A 17697-nucleotide genomic window follows, 5' to 3' on the forward strand; every position below is an offset into this window, starting at 1 on the left:
GGCGGGCGAATGAGCGTCGCCGATTCGCGGAAACCACTTGCGGGATTGAAGGCCGCGCCCGGCCGGCGATGGTACGCCATCGCCGCAAGCGACTGGCAGCCAATGAAAATCGGCGATACCGTGCTGCCCGGCTTCTTCTCGATACCCGTCGCCGACGACGAGCGCGGCAGATGGACCAGCTACTGGATGCGCGTCGAACCCGGTGCGCGCTCGCCCGTGCATCGCCATGACACGACGGAACTCATCATGGTGCTCGACGGTGTCTTCACTGACGACGACGGCAGCGACTATCTGCCCGGTCACACCGTGACCTGGCCAGCGGGTTCGACACACAGCACGACTTCCGCGAGCGGTTGTACCGTTCTCGTCGTCGCTCACGCCGGTTCCAGCATCGCGTCTTCGTGACGCGGCTTTCCTCATGACGAACGCGCGCGGTTCACGGCGTCACGTGAACCGTGCGCGCCGTCGACAATGGAGTTCATCTTGACCGATACGGCCTTCCGGTTTCGACAAGGCTCGATACCGCTGCTCATTTCCATACCGCATCTCGGAACCGACATCCCGGTCGATGTGCGCGACCAGCTGACAGACGTCGCGCATCAGGTTGCCGATACGGACTGGCACCTCGACCGGCTATACGGATTTGCGCAACGGCTCGGCGCATCGGTGCTGGGCGCGCGCTATTCGCGCTACGTGATCGACCTGAACCGGCCATCGACGGGGGAGAGCCTGTATCCCGGCCAGACGACCACGGGCCTTTGCCCGACGGAAACGTTCAGAGGCGAGCCGTTGTACCGCGATAGCGGCGGACCGGGCGCCGACGAAATCAGCCGACGACTCGATACCTACTGGCATCCCTATCACGCGAAGCTTCGCGAAGAACTGGACCGGCTCAAGGCTAAATTCGGAACCGTGCTGATATGGGAGGCGCATTCGATCGCCAGCGTGTTGCCACGGCTTTTCGACGGCAAATTGCCGGACCTGAACGTCGGGACGAATTCAAGGCAAAGCTGCGATACGCGCATCGTCGATGCGATTGAAGCGGTGCTGAAGCAGCAGAGGACGTACACGTCGGTGATCGACGGGCGGTTCAAGGGCGGTCACATCACGCGTGCATACGGCAATCCCGAAGCGGGGATTCACGCCGTCCAGCTGGAAATGTGCCAGTCGGTGTACATGAACGAATCTTCGCCATTCGACTATCGTCCCGAACTTGCCGCGCAGGCCAGTTCCGTCGTCGAGCGGATGATCTCCGCGGCTTTGGATGCGGCCAGGTCGATACGTACCTGAAACCATCCATACGAAGCAAACGGCCACCACGAGAAGAAAAAAATGCCGCCTTTGCCGAGATGGCGCAAAGGCGGCTGAACGCGTCGCTTGCTCCTGGCGATGCAATGCGCCGCTACGCGGCGCTACAACGACTGCACGGAACGATCACACCGAGTCCGTCAACTTGGGCACGGCTTCGAAGAGGTCGCCGACCAGTCCATAGTCAGCGACGCCGAAGATGGGCGCATCGGCATCCTTGTTGATCGCGACGATCACTTTCGAGTCCTTCATGCCAGCAAGGTGCTGGATCGCCCCCGAAATGCCGACCGCGATGTAAAGCTCGGGCGCGACGATCTTGCCCGTCTGTCCCACTTGCAAGTCGTTGGGTGCGTAGCCCGAGTCGACGGCGGCGCGCGACGCGCCGATCGCAGCGCCCAGCTTTTCGGCGAGCGGATCGAGGATTGCGAAGTTTTCCGCGCTGCCGAGGCCGCGTCCGCCGGAGACGACCACGCGTGCGGCCGTCAGGTCCGGGCGGTCGCTCGCGGCGATTTCGCGTCGGATGAAGGTCGACAGGCGGGTGTCGGCGACGGCAGGCGCGTTCTCCACGGTGGCGCTGCCGCCTTCGGGTGCGGCTGCTTCGAACGCCGTCGTGCGGATCGTCGCGACCTTCACGCGGTCGGCGGTTTGGACCGTGGCGATCGCATTGCCCGCATAGATGGGGCGCTGGAAGGTATCGTCTGAATCGATGGCGATCACATCCGAGATCTGCGACGCGTCGAGCTTTGCGGCGACGCGTGGCGCGATGTTCTTCCCGGCAGCCGTCGCGGGGAAAAGGATATGCGTGTAGTCGTTTGCGAGCGCGACGATCTGCGCGGCAAGGTTTTCTGCAAGTCCGTTCGCGAAGTGCGGTGCGTCGACGAGGATCACTTTGTCCACGCCCGCCATCCTGCTTGCCGCGTCGGCAACGGCTTTTGCACCGCTGCCCGCCACGAGAAGATGAACGCCGTTCGCGAGCCGTTGCGCGGCCGAAACCGTGTGCAACGTGGAGACTTTCAGTTGCACGTTGTCATGTTCGGCAATAACCAGAGTCGTCATTCAGATCACCTTCGCTTCAGATTTCAGTTTTGCGACGAGCGCCGCGACGTCGGGCACGATCGCGCCGGCCTGGCGGACAGGCGGCTCGACGACCTTCAGCGTTTTGAGGCGCGGCGCGGGATCGACGCCGAGGTCCGCTGGCTTCACGGTTTCGATCGGCTTCTTCTTCGCCTTCATGATGTTCGGCAGGGTCACGTAGCGCGGTTCGTTCAGACGCAGGTCCGTGGTCACGATGGCGGGCAGGCGGAGCGAGAGGACCTCGAGGCCGCCGTCGACTTCACGCGTCACGGTCGCCGTGTCGCCGTTGATGTCGATGTGGCTCGCGAAGGTAGCCTGCGGCCAGTCCAGCAGTGCGGCCAGCAGTTGTCCCGTCTGGCCCGCGTCGTCGTCGATTGCCTGCTTGCCGAGAATGACCAGTTGCGGCTGTTCCCTGTCGATCACGGCCTTCAGTAGCTTGGCGACAGCGAGCGGTTGCAGTTCGACATCCGTTTCGACCAGGATGCCGCGATCCGCGCCGATGGCGAGCGCGGTCCGCAAGGTTTCCTGGCTTTGCGCAACGCCGCACGACACCGCGATGACTTCCGTGGCCTGGCCAGTTTCTTTCAGACGGGTTGCTGCTTCCGTTGCGATTTCGTCGAACGGGTTCATCGACATCTTGACGTTGCCGATATCGACGCCGCTCTGGTCGGACTTCACGCGAACCTTCACGTTGTAGTCGACGACGCGTTTCACTGCCGTAATCACTTTCATCTTTTCATCCTCAGGAATTCAATCGTTCGTCCGGAGTGCGGCCGGTTCGATGGTCACGAGCACGGGCAAGCCGTTCGATCCTTGCGAGTCGCTGGCGTGGTCATCGGGCACGAGCCGCAGCGGCCGGCTCAGGTGCCTTGCGACGAGCACATGACCGGGCGCGACAGTGCCGCATGTCATCGTTCCCGGTTCCGAGAAGCTGCAGCCGCTGCCGGGCGCCACGACGACCACAGCGCAGTCGGGCTGCACGATCACCGGGGCGACGAGTGTGCGCACTCGCGTCCGATAGTGGCCGCTCGCGCTCATCACGTTGAGCGCGGTGACGGGTCCGTTGACGAGGCTCGCCATCCACGCCTGGTCGCCGTCGTATTCGACCGCCTCGAACGGCTTGAGCAGGACCACCGACGCATCGTGTCGAAGCGCCACGCCGCCGCCACGAAGCACGAGCGAGGTGCGCGAGACGCCTGCGAAACGCGAGTAGGGTCCATCCCGCTCGATTTCCGCCATGCTGACGCGCCACGCGTCGTCTTGCGCTGCGAAGGTCCGCGTGACGCCTGCACCGTTGCGCCAAGGTTCAAAGGGTATCGATGCGATCGCGCGAATGTCGATGGCCGACATGACCCGTCCGTCAGGACACGGCGCCGAGGCCGTATTTGCCCGTCAGCAGATCGCCCGTCGCGAAGCGCTCGATCGAATACGGCTTTAGCGACACGTCGGTGGCAAGACCGAGCGCTTCCTGCGCGAGCACGCGGCCGACCGTCGGCGAAAGCTTGAAGCCGTGACCCGAGAAACCGTAACCGACGACGAGACCTTCGATGCCCGGCAGCTTGCCCAGCACCGGGTTCCAGTCGGGCGTCACGTCGTACACGCCCGTCCACGAGGATGCGATGCCGGCCGTTTCGTAGGCGGGGAAGCGCTCCGCGACCTGCGCGCCGACTTCGACCACATAGTCCATCGGAATGTCGCCTTGCTCGGTCTCGGCGCTGTTCAGCTTTTCGCCGACGACGCCTTCGCTGACGAGCATCTGGTTGCCGCCGTAGCTGCGGTAATACAGCATGCCCGGCGATGCGAGATCCTTGAAGACGGGCATGGAGAAGGTGTATCTGGCCGCATCGCATTCGAGTGCGAGCACGGCGTGCCGCTCGGGCATGACGGGGAGATCGTGGCCCGTCCAGCCGGAAAGCTCGGGCGTCCAGATGTTCTGCGTGCTGATGACCATCGACGTCGCGAAGTCACCGATGCTGGTCGACACGCCCACTACCTTGTGGTTCTCGAACAGGATTCTGTTCACGGATGCGTTCTCGCGTATCGTCACGCCGCCACGGCGCGCTGCGCGCGCAAAGCTGGTGGCGACCAGATAGGCGTCGGCGAAGCCCGCCTCGGGCTCGTAGCCGATCAGCGCGGCATCGTCGAACTGCGCAATGGGCAGCAGTTCCTTAGCCTGGCGGGTGTTGAGCAGTTCGAGCGGGATGCCTTGCTCTTTCTGCTGATCCAGCGACGCGCGCAAGGGTTCCAGCTTGTCGCCTTCGCCTGCCACGATCATGTAGCCGCACTTCACCAGACCGCAGGACGCTTCGTCGTCGCCGAGGTACGAGGCGAAATTGTTGAATACGTCCCAGGACTTGCGGGCAAGCTCGACATTCTCCTTGACGGAGTAGTGCGTCCGCAAAATCCCCGACGACTGGGATGTCGTTCCCGCGCCTATGGTGCCGCGGTCGAGCACGAGCACATTTTTCGCGCCCAGTTTCGCCAGCTGGAAAGCGACCGAACTGCCGATCACGCCAGCGCCAATCACAACAACGTCATATGTATTCACGGGTCCGTTCCCCTTCTTGAGCAAGGCATGGACGCAGTGTGAAGCGCCGGGAGCGTGCGCGCGCCAATATAAGCGGCGGCGATTTTTAGCAGAAGCGGGCGCGCGATGCCTGGGCGCGCCGGGCCGCCGGGCGGCGTCTGCACGCGGCAAACTCAAGCGGTGATTGAGTGGAGCATCAGCGATGCTTATGTCTCGCGAATGCGCGAACTGGCCGGCATACGATGGTCTCAACGAACCCGGACACGGCTTTTCTCATGAACACACAGACTCTCATCGAGCAATACGGACCTCGTGAATCCATGGAGTACGACGTCGTCATCGTCGGCGGTGGACCGGCGGGCTTGTCGGCGGCGATCCGGCTCAAACAGCTGGCGCACGAGCGAGGCGCCGAAGTCAGCGTGTGCGTGCTGGAGAAGGGCTCCGAAATCGGTGCGCATACGCTTTCGGGCGCCGTCATGGACCCACGCGCGTTGCAGGAACTGCTGCCTGACTGGCGCGAACGCGGCGCGCCGCTCGATGTGGCCGTGACGGAAGACCGCTTTCTGTTCCTGTCCGAACGCGGGGCGAAGCAGGTGCCTAACTGGCTTCTTCCCGATAACTTCAGGAATCACGGCAACTATGTCGTCAGTCTCGGTAACGTTACGCGCTGGCTCGGGCAACAGGCCGAGGAACTGGGCGTCGAGATCTTTGCCGGTTTCCCGGCGGCGGAAGTGCTGTACGGCGAGCGCGGCGAAGTGAAAGGCGTGGCGACGGGGAACATGGGAATCGGCAGGAACGGCGAACCGACGGACAGCTTCCAGCCCGGCATGGAACTGCACGCGAAATACACGCTGTTTGCAGAAGGTGCGCGCGGCCACCTCGGCCGCCAACTGATGGAGCGCTTCAGTCTGTGCGAGGGCGTCGATCCGCAGGTCTATGGACTGGGCATCAAGGAGCTATGGGAGATCGATCCGAAGATGCACCAGCCGGGGCTCGTCATTCACACAGCGGGCTGGCCGCTGCAGAGCGACACCTACGGCGGCTCGTTTCTCTATCACCTCGATAACCATCAGGTCGTCGTCGGCTTCGTGGTGGGTCTCGGGTACACGAACCCCTACCTGTCACCGTTCGAAGAGTTTCAGCGCTACAAGACGCATCCGGAAATCCGCAGGTTTCTGGAAGGCGGCAAGCGCGTGTCCTATGGCGCGCGAGCGATCGCAGCAGGCGGCTTGATGTCGCTGCCGAAGCTCGTGTTTCCCGGCGGCGCGCTGATCGGATGCGAGGCGGGCTTTCTCAACGCGTCGCGTATCAAGGGGAGCCACGCCGCCATCGCGACGGGAAAGATGGCCGCCGAGGCGGCCTTCGACGCGTTGCGCAGCGCACGCCGGAACGACGTGCTAGCCGCCTATCCCGAAGCGTTCGGGCGGTCCTGGCTCAAGGAAGAACTGCACCGTGCGCGCAATTTCAAGCAATGGATGAGCAAGGGGCTCTACACGGGGACGCTGATGGTCGGCGTCGAGCAGAAGCTGCTTGGCGGACGCGTGCCGTGGACCTTGCATCACCGTCATTCGGATCACGAAAGGCTGAAACACGCATCCCGATGCAAGGAGATCGTCTATCCGAAGCCGGACGGCAAGCTGACTTTCGACCGGCTGTCTTCGGTGTTTCTGTCGAATACGAATCACGAAGAGAATCAGCCGGCGCATCTGACGCTTCGAGACGCATCGACGCCCGTTCGTGTGAACCTCGACAGGTTTGCCGGGCCGGAGACGCGCTTCTGTCCTGCGGGTGTGTATGAGTTTGCAGCGGATGCGGACGGCAGGACTTCGCTCGTCATCAATGCGCAGAACTGCGTGCATTGCAAGACGTGCGATATCAAAGATCCGACGCAGAACATCGTATGGGTCACGCCCGAGGGCGGCGGCGGGCCCAATTATCCGAACATGTGAACAGCGATGAGCGAGGTTGTCGAATATCATAGGCGACCGGGACCATGACCACTCGCCCGTTCACGTCAACCTCGTCAGACTGCACAATCACAATGAAAGCGGCAACCGATGGCGCGAAAGGATATCGCCGGCTGATTCCTTCGATGACCGCACTGATCGAATTCGAAGCGGTCGCGAGGCTCAGCAGCTTCACGATCGCGGCCGACGAACTCGGCGTCACCCAGGCCGCCGTCAGCCGTCAGGTACGCATTCTCGAAGAGACGCTCGGCGTGCAGCTGTTTCATCGCGGCCACCGCTCGATCAGGCTCACGCGCGAAGGCGAGGCGCTGTTTGCCGTCGTCGCGGAATCGATGCAGAAGATTGCGGGCATCTTCGACCGCCTGTCGAGCGGCAACGAAGAACAGGAACTGGTGCTGGCCACGACGGCCGCCTTCTCGCAGTTCCGCGTCCTGCCGCGGCTTGCAAGGCTCAAGCAGCTGCAACCCAATCTGAAGCTGAGGCTGACGACGCAGATGTTCACCGCCGATCTGCGTCACAACGAAGTCGACGTCGCGGTTCGCTATGGCAACGGGAGTTGGGGCGACGGCACGTCGACATGGCTGTTCGACGAAGAGGTGTTCCCGGTCTGCTCGCCATCGTGGCTGGAGGCGCACGGGACGCCGGAGTCGCTGGCCGATCTTGCCGGCACGGCGCTCATCGACTATGACTCGACATCCGAAGGCTGGCTCGCGTGGGAAGAGTGGTTTCATGCGCTCGGCGCGCGGCCGCCGAGACTCCACTACGCGCTTCGCTGCAGCCTCTACACCGACGCGGTGCAGGCAGCGCGACACGGGCAAGGCGTGGCGCTCGGCTGGGGGCAGTTGCTGCACGATCTGCTGGCGAGCGGAGAACTGGTTCGGCTGGAGGTCGCCTCGTTGAAGGTACGCGATTCGTACTTCGCCGTGGTGCGTCACGGCCGCGCGCTGACGCCTGCGATTCAGGCACTGATCGATTGGCTAGGCGGTGAGAAGGGGAGTAGTTAGGCGTGGGCGAACGTCCTTACGGCGAACTTGAAATCCTGCGTCGACTATCCGGGCCGATCGACCTGCCTACAGCTTTCTACCCGGCACCGCCATTACATGATCATGTAACGCTGCCGACACTTCCGGGCACCGATCCCGGCGGCTATAATTTTCTTCCCGGCACGACCGCGTGAGCGTCGCAACCAGCGGCATCATCGCGGGCCGGCTGTCCGAGGTCAGGGGAGGCGCCTCCTGACAACAGAGGGGTTCCATGGAATCCGCAGGTGAACTGGTCTATCTGGTCGACGACGACGAACGGGTGCGAGACGCACTCGCTGCGTTGCTGCGCGCGAACGGACGAACCGTCCACACGTTCGACTCCGGCAGAGCGTTTCTCGACACACCGCGTCAACAAGCCGTGGCATGTCTGATCCTCGATATGCGAATGCCAGACTTGAACGGCCTCGAAGTCCAGAAGCTCATCAACGCGGACGCTCATATCCCCGTCATTTTCATCACGGGGCGAGGCGACGTGCCATCCACGGTCCTGGCCATGAAGGGCGGCGCGGTCGACTTCCTCACCAAGCCCATCGACGAAGACGCGTTGCTCAACGCGGTCGATGCGGCACTCGCCAAAGCCCATGTTCTTCGCGCGGAGGCGGCCGATACCGCGGCGCTCCACGCGCTCTATCAATCGCTGACACCGCGTGAGCAGGAACTCTTGCCGTTACTCGTCAGCGGTTTGCTCAACAAGCAGGCGGCGGCCGTGCTTGGCATCACCGAATACACGGTCCAGGTACATCGCGGCCACATCATGAGAAAAATGCAGGCAGATTCGTTCGCCACGCTGGTCAGGCAGGCAGGCAAGCTGCAGCTCGAAACATCGTCGACACGATAGTCCAAAGCCTGGCGGCAGCGCCAGTTCGTTGCTGGACTCCATGAGCCGGAAAAATAATGTGCGCGTCCGCGGTTCGAACCGTTGCCGTGATTGATGATGACCAACGCGTGCTGGTCGCGCTCGCCAACCTGCTCGCTTCTGGCGGGTATGGAACCCGGGTGTATCGATCCGCCGTGGATTTCTTTTCCGACGGCTACTCGGGTCTTTTGTGCGTTGTCACCGACCTGGGAATGCGGCCCATCGACGGTATTCAGGTGCTCGATAGAACAGTCCAGTCGGGCGCGGCCACGCCCGTCATCATCATCACGGGTAAACCGAGCGGGCACGCGGACGACTACTATCTGCAGAGAGGCGCCTTCGGTTTTTTCCGGAAACCTGTCGATGGCGACGCGCTGCTCGACCTGCTGGATAGCATCGAGTGAACGCGCCAGGGTTTAAGTAAGCCGTTGGGAAACACAGTCTGCCGCGCGATTTACATCATTCTTCATTGCGGCGACACTACATATTCATGTAATGCGCGCGGCTTCATCGCCGCGTTATTGTTGCGAATTCGACGCTTTGCCGGGGGGCTGCACGCCTTGAAACGACACGTTCCATTCGCCAATGACTCACACGCAAAGCGTGCAAGCGGGGCAGCGGCGATCGCCACGGTTCTCGTTTCAGGATGCGCGGCTTCGCCATCCATCAGCGTGCTCGGCGCGTACTTTCCGGACTGGCTGTTCTGTCTCGTCGCGGGCGTCGCGCTCACGGTCGTCATCCATCTGATTGTCAAACGCCTGCGGGCCGAGCGTCTGTTGTGGCCTGCGGCAGTGGTGTATCCCACGCTCGTTACTTTCCTTTCACTTGCGGTCTGGTTGCTGCTGTTCCAACATTGATCTTCAGGTAATGCCATGGCGACAACTGCCAACCGGACAAAGAAGCGCGCATGGCCGGCCATCATCCTGGTCGTGCTGACGCTGCTATTGGCGGTCTTCGTGATCCGCCAGCTGGAACGCGCGCCTCGCACCGACGACGCTTATGTCTACGCCGATACGATCGACGTCGTCCCCGAGGTGAACGGCCGTATCGTCGAATTGCCCGTGCACGACAACCAGGCGGTGAAGCAGGGCGATCTGCTGTTCCGCATCGATCCGCGTCCCTATGAGGATGCGCTGACGCGGGGCAAGGCGTCGCTCGTGGCGCTCGACAGGCAGATCGAATTGACCCAGCGCACGGTCAACGCGCAGCAGTACAACGCGGAGTCGGTGCGCGCGGCCGTCGAGCGAGCACGTGCCGCCGCCGCTCAGGCGTCCGATACGCTGCACCGCATGGAGCCGCTGTTGTCGCACGGTTATGTGTCGGCGGAGGACGTCGACCGTGCGCGCACCGCGCAACGCGCCACGCAGGCCGAACTCAGCGCCGCGCAACTGCAGGCACAGCAGGCGGCAGCGGCCGTGAGCGGCGTCGATGCGCTGGTCGCGCAACGTGCCGTTGTCACGGCGGAGATCTCGCTTGCTGAATTGAACCTCGAGTATGCGACGGTGCGAGCGCCGTTCGACGGACGCATCGTGTCGTTGAAGACGGCGACCGGCCAGTTTGCAACCGCGCTCAAACCTGTCTTCACGTTGATCGATACGCGCCACTGGTACGTGGTCGCGAACTTTCGCGAGACGGAACTCAAGGGCATCAGGACGGGGACGCCCGCGACGGTCTATCTGATGAGCGATACGGGCCAGCACTTCCGCGGCAGCGTCGATTCGATCAGTTACGGCATCGCGTCCGACGAAGCCGGACTCGCATTGCCCGGCGGATTGCCGCGCATTCAACGCACGCTTAACTGGGTCCACGTGTCACAGCGGTTCCCCGTCAAGATCCGTGTGGAGAATCCGAACCCCGAGCTGTTTCGCGTCGGCACGTCGGCGGTGGCGGTGCTGCAACCGGGTAACGACGGCGAAGGCCATTGAGAAGCGCCCATGGCCGCCGCCGACTACTTGCCCCCGATGCCCGTTCTGCTGCGCGATGCAGGCGATTTCCTGTCGCGCGAGCTAGCGCCTTTTCCCGGGCGGCTCAACGTGATGTTGCGCTGCATGCTGACCAGCGCAATCGTGATCGTCGCTTCGATGGCGCTCGAAGTGCCGGAGCTGCCGCTGTCCCTGCTGGTGGTGTTTTACGTCACGCAGGCGAACGTGGTGGTGACGCGGCTGGTCGGCATCATGTTCATGCTCGGATCGACGCTCGCCATTGGTTTGTCGATCCTGCTGCTGAAATTCACGTTCGATTATCCGTTGCTGCGCATCGTCGTCGCGAGCGTGGTGTTTTTCGGCAGCGTGTATTTGCTGCGCGTGCTGAAGATCGGCGTGGTGTTTTTCATCGTCGCCATCGTCGTGATCTATGTGCAGAGCTTCGTGGATCAGACCGATCAGGCCGACCTGCTGATTCGCGCGGTGTTGTGGGTATGGGTCGCCGTCAACTACCCGATCGCGCTGGCGCTCGTGGTCAATACGCTGCTGCTGCCCGCCGAGCCGCAGTTGCAACTCAAGGCCGAGATCCATCGGCAACTCGCGGCGCTGGACATGCGTCTGACGCAACTGATCGACGACACCGCGAACGTCACGCCGATCACGCTGCCCGCCGTTCAACGAGGCGCGCTGACCTTGCAAAAGCTGCTGCGGTTCGCGACGATGCGAGACGCACATTTTCGCGAGCATCAGGCGTCGCAGCTTGCGTGCATCGCGACCGTATCGCGACTCTATCGCGGCGCGAGCGAGTTGCCCGATACATGGCCGGCGCCGTCGCCGGCGCGGCGTGCGATGTTGTCCGAATTGCGGGCGAACGTCAGGGCGCTCGACGAGGCGGTGATGTCGGGCGAACCCTATCGTCACGTAAGCACCGCGACACCCGAAGAACACCATGCAGCCGACGCGATTCCCGCCGCAGGCGAGTTGCAGCGCGCACTGCATGCGTACGCGGATCTCATCGCGCGCGGTCCGGAAGCGGGCAAGCCGGCCGCAGCCGAGCCGATGGTGGCGCCCGATGCATGGACCAATCCCGCGTACCTGCGCTTTTCATTGAAGACGCTGCTCGCCGTGCTGGCCTGCTACGTGTTCTACAACGCGGTCGACTGGCAGGGCATCCACACGATCATGCTGACCTGCGTGATCGTCGCGCTGCCGAGCCTCGGCGCGTCGACGCAGCGCGCGCTGCTGCGGCTGACGGGGGCCGCCATCGGCAGTGCGCTGGCGCTGTTCATGGTGGTGTTCGTCATTCCACATCTCGACGATATCGTCGGCCTGCTGCTGATCACGCTGCCCGTTGCCGCGCTCGGGGCGTGGATATCGGCGGGATCGGAGCGGATCGGCTACGCGGGCATCCAGGTGATATTCACGTTCTCGCTTGCTGTTCTCGGGCAGTTCGGCCCGACCACGAATCTCACCGAAATCCGCGACCGGATGGTGGGCATTCTGCTGGGCGTCGGCGTGGCGACCTTTGTGCAGATGTCGTTCTGGCGGGAAGGCGAGGGCGACGTGTTGCGGCAGAGGCTCGCAGCCATGTTGCGCGCGATCGCCGCACAACTGCGCACGCCCAGCGCAGACGCAGGGGACGAGTTGCCGTACGCGCAGCGCCAGTTGCAGGCATGGGCGGTATTGGCCGATTGCGAGGCGACGCTCGCACGTGTCGCACTCGAGCCGGGCTGGCAGGAAGCCGAGCATGCGCAATGGACACTGCGCGCGCAAATCGTGCTCGCGCAGGGACGCGAGATCATGCTGGCGGGCGATGCGCTGCGCAGTGCGCTGGTGTCGCAAGCGGGTGCTGCGAATCCGCAAACGCTCGCAGCCGTGCGCTCGACGCAGGAGCAGGCCTCTGCCGGACTCAACCAGTACGCGGACGCGCTTGCGGCCAGCCCGCCCGACGCCCGCGCGCCGCGACGCAGCGAGGTCGCTGCACAAGCCGTCGAAGCAGCCGACAGGCCGCTCGTCGCCGCAGCGGACGAGCTGTCGCGGCAAGTCGCGGGCTTGCCGGACTGGCGCGCCGAAGTACAGGACGAGGCGTCCATCGCGGCGCCTTCATCACGGCCCATATGAACATGAATCAGCGAACGGCTTTGCGTGATGGGCGGTGGCGTCGACGCGCGGTATGCGTGGCGTGGCTATCGTTCGCGTTGTCGGGATGCGCGCTGATCCACCACGACACCACGCCCTATACGGAGATTGCCCCAGAACAGATCAATCTCGCGGACGACATCCATCTCGCGCGCGATGGCTGGCCCGCCGCGCGCTGGTGGACACGCTATGGCGATGCGCAGCTCGACGCGCTGATCGATCAGGCGCTCGCCAACGCACCGACGATGGTGATTGCGCGCACGCGCGTCGCGCAGGCCCGATCGGATGTCGAGCTGGTCAGCGCGGGGACGGGCTTGCAGGTGGTCGCGCTGGCGTTGCTGGATCGCGAGCATGTCTCCGCAAATGGCTTTCTCGGTCCGTTTGCACAGAATGAACCGGCGTTGGGGCTGACGGGTCCGTGGTACACCGAAGGCGTCGTCGGGCTGGGCGCAAGCCTGAATGTCGACCTCTGGGGCAAGCAACGCGCGCAGGTCGCCGCGTCGCTCGGCGTGAGCAATGCGCGGCTCGCGGAGACATCAGCCGTCGAACTCGAAATCTCGGCGGATGTCGCGCAGCTTTACTACGGCATTCAAACGACGTATCAGCTCATCGATCTGCTCAACGAACTGCACGAAACAGCCGAGTTCGCAGTGCAGGCGCACGAAGCGCGCGCCGCGCGCGGCCTCGAAGCGCGCACCTTGCTCGAAGAGGCGCGGGCGCAGCAACTGGCCGTCGAACGGCAGATCGTGTCGGCGCAAGCGCAGATCAAGCAGTTTCGCGAATCGATGCGGGCGCTGGTCGGCGCGGGCCCCGACGGGCTGCCCGCCATCGAGCCCGTCGCGCTGCCGCGCTCGCAGGCGGCGTTGCCGCCGGCGCTTTCGTATGAACTGCTGGCCCGGCGCCCCGATCTGCAGGCGATGCGCTGGTATGTCGAGTCGTCGTTCGACCGGATCGATGCGGCGAAGGCGGCGTTCTATCCGAGCTTCGACATCAAGGCATTCTTCGGCGTCAATGCCTTGCACCTCGCCGACCTGTTCACGCATGCGAGCCAGCAGATCAATCTGATTCCGGGCCTGTATCTGCCGATCTTCGACGGCGGCCGGCTCAACGCGAACCTTGGCGGCGCGCGCGAGGGCAGCAACCTGTTGATCGAGCAGTACAACCAGGCCGTGCTCAACGCGGTGCGCGACGTCGCGCAGACGGGCAACCGTCTGCAGGCGCTCGATGCGCAGACGGAGTTGCAGAAGCAGCGGATCGAATCGATTGCGTTTGCGAGGGACAGCGTCGAAGCGCACTATCAACGCGGACTGACGAGCCGGCTCGCGGCGCTCGAGGCGCGCCAGCCGGTGATCGCGGAACAGGTTGCGCTGCTGGAACTCAGGGGGCAGACGCTCAGTCAGGAGATCGCCTTGACGAAGGCGCTCGGCGGCGGCTATCGCGCTGCGGCGCCCGTCGAACTGAAGCCGCGCTAGGTTGCGCGAGGTGGTCCTTCAAAATGCAAACGGCTATCTTGCAGACCGCATCAGCTGGGCATGCGCGACGAGCATGGGAATCAGATAAGCCGGCTGTGCCGGTCTTAACAGACGGTAGCCGCGTCCGGGCACAGATTCGAGCAGCCCGCGATGTTCGCCCATCATCTTGCGGATCATGCAGATGTGCACACGAAGATTGTTATCGGCGACGACCGTGTGCGGCCAGACCCTGGTCCGTGAGTTTCTCCTTCGTCACCAGCGCGCCATTGGCTTCGATGAGTACGAGCAGTACATCCATCGCTCTGCAGCCAAGTTCGACAGGCGCACCGTCGACGAACACTTCTCGACGGTCCGGGAACACAGTCAGGTTTTCGATGCGAATCATGGTGTTGCATATCCGAATGGTTGAGACTTGCGCGGCTCATCGGCGGCATGTGCGTGCGCGGGCGATCAGATTGATGTGTGCCCGCGCGGTCCCCGGTTGTCCCTGTGTCGCTTCCAGACTCGTAAAGGATTCGCCAGGTTCGAAGCGTAAGGCTACCGATAATAGGCGGCAGTCCGAAGGACGCCTATTACATGAATCTGGAATCAGCCGGGCCTGGAGAGCAAGGGAACAGAAGGGGATCGTGTATGGTCAGCGCGGTCGCAGACCGGCTCGTTGAGCCGCAATCTGAATGCCGTAAACCGTGGAGCCCGTTATCACGCCCGTCATCAGCACGCCGAGCAAACCGAGTAAAACCGCGATGATCCGACCCGGCACGGTGGTCGGCACCACGTCGCCGTAGCCGATGGTCAGCGCAGTGACCGCGCAAAAATAAAGCGTCTCGCCCAGCGACGAGTGGATGCGCGTAGCCATATTGACGGCGCCGCCGCCGTAGTACATTGCGATCGACAGCGCGAAGAAAAGCACGACCATGATGGCCAGAATACTGCGCAGGTGCCAGAGGACCTTTGCGACCTCGGCAACCGCGTCGCGCGGCGAGAGCTGGACGTGAAGATCGTCCTTGATCGGATTGTTCATGTTTCTTGAAACTGTCAGGTTAATGTGAGCGCGCTTCGTGAGAGCGCCAGAAAAAGATACCGCTCTTCGTGCGAAACAGGTTGGCGTTCACGAGAGCGCAGATGGCGGAAAGCCGCCGTCCATTATTTGAATGGCGGCAGCGTAACGACAAAGATTGCGCCGTAGTCGGGGTTATCGCTGACTGAAATATCGCCGCTGTGCACTTCGACGATCGAATGGCAGTCTGAAGTCTGTCTTTTAGGGCTGCGTTCCGATGGAAGTCAGCCCTTCAGGTGTGATCTTCGACGGGCGACCATCACTGTCAACAATTGTGTCGGCTCGCAGCGCCACGCATTGATGGTAGTTCGCAGTAGGTTGGCCTGCCATTACATGAAACTGGCGTCGCTCCGGATCTTCGAACGAGGCCTGGCGCTGGCGTAGACCTTTCTGTGGTCCAACAAGGCCGAGGTCCGGCGCACGATCTGTGGACGCGGGCGCTTCGCTTCAACTGCCACACGCCTTTTCCAATCACACGCATGGTGATCGGCGAACGCTTGCCGCCATCCCCCGTCGATTGCGCGCGTCTCCCCTATAAGGGGGATGGCGGGCCGCGTTGCGCCGGGAGACCATGGATGCACCGGATGCAGATCGAAGCGTGCCCCTGCGCCGGATGCGCGCCCTTCGATCCCCGCCGGGCGGCTGACTGAGGCTTCGCCGGGAACGGCTCGTTTCGCGCCACGTGATACGCCGCATCGAACCGCATCCAGGGTATCAGGCGAAACCGTCGGGTGCGAAGCCGTAGATGCCGATGTCCCGGCGCTGTCTGTTAGTCGAAATCGTGCGCCCGTTACCGATAGACAAACCGCCGTGCTAGCCAAAGTACCCAAAATCAGCAATCCCTTGCGAGAAAAGACCGCCTCCCTTGCTGCCGATCTGAACGATGTCGTCGAGCGCACGCTCGCGATACTGACACCGCTCGACGGCTATCGGCTGCTGCCGCCAGCCGCCAAAGAGGATGTGCACGAATCCGTCGCGCTGTCAGCCAAAGTGTGGTTCGAGACGCTGTTGTCGGGCGAACCTCCGTCCGCGCAGCATATGAACGTGTTTCGGGAAATCAGCCAGAGAGGTGACGCTCAACGCGTACCGCTGCAGAGTCTGCTTCAGGCGTTGCGCCTCGGGTTGCGGGAAATCTGGAGCACCTACGTCGCGCTGGGAGAGTTGGACGAGCATATCGGCAAAGAACTTCTGGTCGACGTCTCGCTGTATCTCTTCGATTACTTCGATCTCGTCGCGCAGATCATCGTCCATGCCTATCTGGCCGAGCAGTATCGGCAGCCGGGATGGACGGAACTGGCCGTCGCAATCGAGGAGGGCGCGCGCCAATCCGACACCGTGCGGCACCATCTGGTCGCGCTGCTCGGGCAGTTGTCGGACGAGCCGCATCTGTTGTCGAGGCTCGAGCCCGGCCACACGCGAGAGCAACGCAGCGCGGAAGCGGCCAGTGCGCAAGTGATGAAGTTCTTTGGCATCGACGTCGATATCGATGACAGCGCCGAGGTCGCGAAGGCTTTGCGCGACGCGCAGGAAAAGCTTGCGCAGGCGTCGGGGCTCGCGGCTGTCGCAGAACTGTCCGCCTCGATTGCCCACGAACTCAACCAGCCCCTGCAGGCCGTCGTCGCGCATGGGCGCGCCTGCTTGCGGTGGCTTGCCGCCACACCACCCAGGATCGAGGAAGCCAGGCTTTCGGCCGAGCACATTGTCCGCGACGCGAATGCCGCAGCCGATGTGGTAAGCCGCATCCGGGCGCTCTTCAGGCATGCCGCCCCGCAAAAGGTGGATCTCGACATCAACAAGCTGATCCTTCAGGTATGCACGCTGATGGCCGACGATATCCAGCGCAACGCGATTTCGCTCGAGACGATACTGTACGAAGACGTGCCGAAGATCAGCGCCGACGCGGTGCAGATCCAGCAGGTGCTCGTGAACCTCGTGCGCAACGCAATCGAAGCGTTGGCGGCAACCGGGGAACGGCCGAAGCTGCTGATAGTCCGCTCACGTCGCGACGCGGATAGCGTGGTGATCGACGTGGAAGATCGCGGCACGGGGCAGATGGACTTCGAGAGAATCTTCGAGCCGTTCTTCACCACGAAGAAAACCGGGATGGGCATGGGCCTGGCGATCTGCCGGTCGATTGTCGAAGCACACGCTGGCCGGATCTGGGCGGTGCGCAATGTGTCGCGCGGCGTGACCTTCAGCTTTACCCTTCCGATAGCGCATTCGAACGCGACATCACGCTGACATCGTTGCCTGTGCGGCCCCGGTACGCGTGCTTCGTATGCGATCGTCCAGGCAGATTTCGGAGAAACGCGGGACACTGTGGGTCGTTTCA

At 63.0% G+C, this 17697-nt stretch carries 19 protein-coding genes; 12 read left to right on the forward strand and 7 right to left on the reverse strand.

Annotated elements, in window-relative coordinates; genetic code table 11:
* Positions 1-9 precede the first annotated feature (9 nt).
* Positions 10-405 carry a cupin domain-containing protein gene (locus tag PPGU16_RS32230; RefSeq protein WP_180726766.1) on the forward strand — a complete coding sequence of 132 codons (396 nt, stop codon included), beginning with the start codon at positions 10-12 and terminating at the stop codon, positions 403-405.
* A 78-nt stretch (positions 406-483) separates the two neighbouring features.
* Positions 484-1290 (forward strand): N-formylglutamate deformylase, encoded by an 807-nt coding sequence (gene hutG, locus PPGU16_RS32235; protein WP_180726767.1) that lies wholly within the window; start codon positions 484-486, stop codon positions 1288-1290.
* Positions 1291-1434: 144 nt separating this feature from the next.
* Here hutG and PPGU16_RS32240 read toward each other — a convergent pair whose 3' ends face one another.
* Genes PPGU16_RS32240 through PPGU16_RS32255 form a run of 4 tightly spaced genes read right to left on the reverse strand, consistent with a single transcriptional unit; the run spans position 1435 to position 4930 of the window.
* Positions 1435-2364: an electron transfer flavoprotein subunit alpha/FixB family protein gene (locus PPGU16_RS32240; RefSeq protein WP_180726768.1), complete on the reverse strand. Its 930-nt coding sequence runs from the start codon at positions 2362-2364 to the stop codon at positions 1435-1437.
* Positions 2365-3114 (reverse strand): electron transfer flavoprotein subunit beta/FixA family protein, encoded by a 750-nt coding sequence (locus PPGU16_RS32245; RefSeq protein WP_180726769.1) that lies wholly within the window; start codon positions 3112-3114, stop codon positions 2365-2367.
* Positions 3115-3132: 18 nt separating this feature from the next.
* Positions 3133-3732, reverse strand: a complete 600-nt coding sequence (locus tag PPGU16_RS32250; protein WP_180726770.1) for a HutD/Ves family protein — start codon at positions 3730-3732, stop codon at positions 3133-3135.
* A gap of 10 nt (positions 3733-3742) precedes the next feature.
* Entirely contained in the window at positions 3743-4930 is a 1188-nt protein-coding gene (locus PPGU16_RS32255) for an NAD(P)/FAD-dependent oxidoreductase (protein ID WP_180726771.1), read from the reverse strand.
* A gap of 254 nt (positions 4931-5184) precedes the next feature.
* Between PPGU16_RS32255 and PPGU16_RS32260 the strand changes: the two genes are divergently transcribed.
* The 9 genes from PPGU16_RS32260 to PPGU16_RS32300 all read left to right on the forward strand — a co-directional run bounded on the left by PPGU16_RS32260 (position 5185) and on the right by PPGU16_RS32300 (position 14308).
* Complete coding sequence (locus PPGU16_RS32260) at positions 5185-6858, forward strand: electron transfer flavoprotein-ubiquinone oxidoreductase (protein ID WP_180726772.1); 1674 nt, start codon at positions 5185-5187, stop codon at positions 6856-6858.
* Between the two features lie 92 nt (positions 6859-6950).
* Positions 6951-7880 (forward strand): LysR substrate-binding domain-containing protein, encoded by a 930-nt coding sequence (locus tag PPGU16_RS32265; protein ID WP_180726773.1) that lies wholly within the window; start codon positions 6951-6953, stop codon positions 7878-7880.
* A 2-nt stretch (positions 7881-7882) separates the two neighbouring features.
* Positions 7883-8053, forward strand: coding sequence for a hypothetical protein (locus PPGU16_RS32270; protein WP_180726774.1), 171 nt, complete (start codon positions 7883-7885; stop codon positions 8051-8053).
* Positions 8054-8130: 77 nt separating this feature from the next.
* Positions 8131-8757, forward strand: coding sequence for a response regulator transcription factor (locus PPGU16_RS32275; RefSeq protein ID WP_180726775.1), 627 nt, complete (start codon positions 8131-8133; stop codon positions 8755-8757).
* 86 nt (positions 8758-8843) lie between these two features.
* A complete protein-coding gene (locus PPGU16_RS32280; RefSeq protein ID WP_243460747.1) occupies positions 8844-9179 on the forward strand; it encodes a response regulator in 336 nt (111 codons plus the stop codon).
* A gap of 24 nt (positions 9180-9203) precedes the next feature.
* Positions 9204-9632, forward strand: a complete 429-nt coding sequence (locus PPGU16_RS32285) for a YtcA family lipoprotein (protein WP_224030410.1) — start codon at positions 9204-9206, stop codon at positions 9630-9632.
* A gap of 15 nt (positions 9633-9647) precedes the next feature.
* Entirely contained in the window at positions 9648-10700 is a 1053-nt protein-coding gene (mdtN, locus tag PPGU16_RS32290) for a multidrug transporter subunit MdtN (RefSeq protein ID WP_180726777.1), read from the forward strand.
* 9 nt (positions 10701-10709) lie between these two features.
* On the forward strand, positions 10710-12818 hold the full coding sequence (locus PPGU16_RS32295) for an FUSC family protein (protein WP_180726778.1): 2109 nt from the start codon (positions 10710-10712) through the stop codon (positions 12816-12818).
* Positions 12815-14308, forward strand: coding sequence for an MdtP family multidrug efflux transporter outer membrane subunit (locus PPGU16_RS32300; protein ID WP_243460748.1), 1494 nt, complete (start codon positions 12815-12817; stop codon positions 14306-14308). The genes PPGU16_RS32295 and PPGU16_RS32300 overlap by 4 nt, the downstream gene beginning before the upstream one ends.
* Before the next feature lie 33 nt (positions 14309-14341).
* On the opposite strand, the gene PPGU16_RS43295 is transcribed toward PPGU16_RS32300, so the two are convergent.
* The 3 genes from PPGU16_RS43295 to PPGU16_RS32310 form a co-directional block, all read right to left on the reverse strand.
* Complete coding sequence (locus PPGU16_RS43295) at positions 14342-14485, reverse strand: hypothetical protein (RefSeq protein WP_243460749.1); 144 nt, start codon at positions 14483-14485, stop codon at positions 14342-14344.
* Positions 14486-14507: 22 nt separating this feature from the next.
* Entirely contained in the window at positions 14508-14693 is a 186-nt protein-coding gene (locus tag PPGU16_RS42795; protein ID WP_243460750.1) for a winged helix-turn-helix domain-containing protein, read from the reverse strand.
* Between the two features lie 249 nt (positions 14694-14942).
* The gene (locus PPGU16_RS32310; RefSeq protein ID WP_180726780.1) at positions 14943-15329 is read right to left on the reverse strand and encodes a potassium channel family protein; all 387 of its coding nucleotides are present in this window, start codon (positions 15327-15329) and stop codon (positions 14943-14945) included.
* A gap of 879 nt (positions 15330-16208) precedes the next feature.
* On the opposite strand from PPGU16_RS32310, the gene PPGU16_RS32315 reads away from it, so the two are divergent.
* Positions 16209-17606: a sensor histidine kinase gene (locus tag PPGU16_RS32315; protein ID WP_243460751.1), complete on the forward strand. Its 1398-nt coding sequence runs from the start codon at positions 16209-16211 to the stop codon at positions 17604-17606.
* Positions 17607-17697 lie beyond the last annotated feature (91 nt).

The organism is Paraburkholderia largidicola (genome assembly GCF_013426895.1).
GTDB classification, from domain to species: Bacteria; Pseudomonadota; Gammaproteobacteria; order Burkholderiales; family Burkholderiaceae; genus Paraburkholderia; species Paraburkholderia largidicola.

Coding starts and splice junctions, on each gene's coding strand:
- PPGU16_RS32230 (WP_180726766.1), top strand. CDS start 10: ATGAGCGTCGCCGATTCGCGGAAACCACTTGCGGGATTGAAGGCCGCG.
- PPGU16_RS32240 (WP_180726768.1), bottom strand. CDS start 2,364: ATGACGACTCTGGTTATTGCCGAACATGACAACGTGCAACTGAAAGTC.
- PPGU16_RS32245 (WP_180726769.1), bottom strand. CDS start 3,114: ATGAAAGTGATTACGGCAGTGAAACGCGTCGTCGACTACAACGTGAAG.
- PPGU16_RS32250 (WP_180726770.1), bottom strand. CDS start 3,732: ATGTCGGCCATCGACATTCGCGCGATCGCATCGATACCCTTTGAACCT.
- PPGU16_RS32260 (WP_180726772.1), top strand. CDS start 5,185: ATGAACACACAGACTCTCATCGAGCAATACGGACCTCGTGAATCCATG.
- PPGU16_RS32265 (WP_180726773.1), top strand. CDS start 6,951: ATGAAAGCGGCAACCGATGGCGCGAAAGGATATCGCCGGCTGATTCCT.
- PPGU16_RS32275 (WP_180726775.1), top strand. CDS start 8,131: ATGGAATCCGCAGGTGAACTGGTCTATCTGGTCGACGACGACGAACGG.
- mdtN (WP_180726777.1), top strand. CDS start 9,648: ATGGCGACAACTGCCAACCGGACAAAGAAGCGCGCATGGCCGGCCATC.
- PPGU16_RS32295 (WP_180726778.1), top strand. CDS start 10,710: ATGGCCGCCGCCGACTACTTGCCCCCGATGCCCGTTCTGCTGCGCGAT.
- PPGU16_RS32300 (WP_243460748.1), top strand. CDS start 12,815: ATGAACATGAATCAGCGAACGGCTTTGCGTGATGGGCGGTGGCGTCGA.
- PPGU16_RS43295 (WP_243460749.1), bottom strand. CDS start 14,485: ATGATCCGCAAGATGATGGGCGAACATCGCGGGCTGCTCGAATCTGTG.
- PPGU16_RS42795 (WP_243460750.1), bottom strand. CDS start 14,693: ATGATTCGCATCGAAAACCTGACTGTGTTCCCGGACCGTCGAGAAGTG.
- PPGU16_RS32310 (WP_180726780.1), bottom strand. CDS start 15,329: ATGAACAATCCGATCAAGGACGATCTTCACGTCCAGCTCTCGCCGCGC.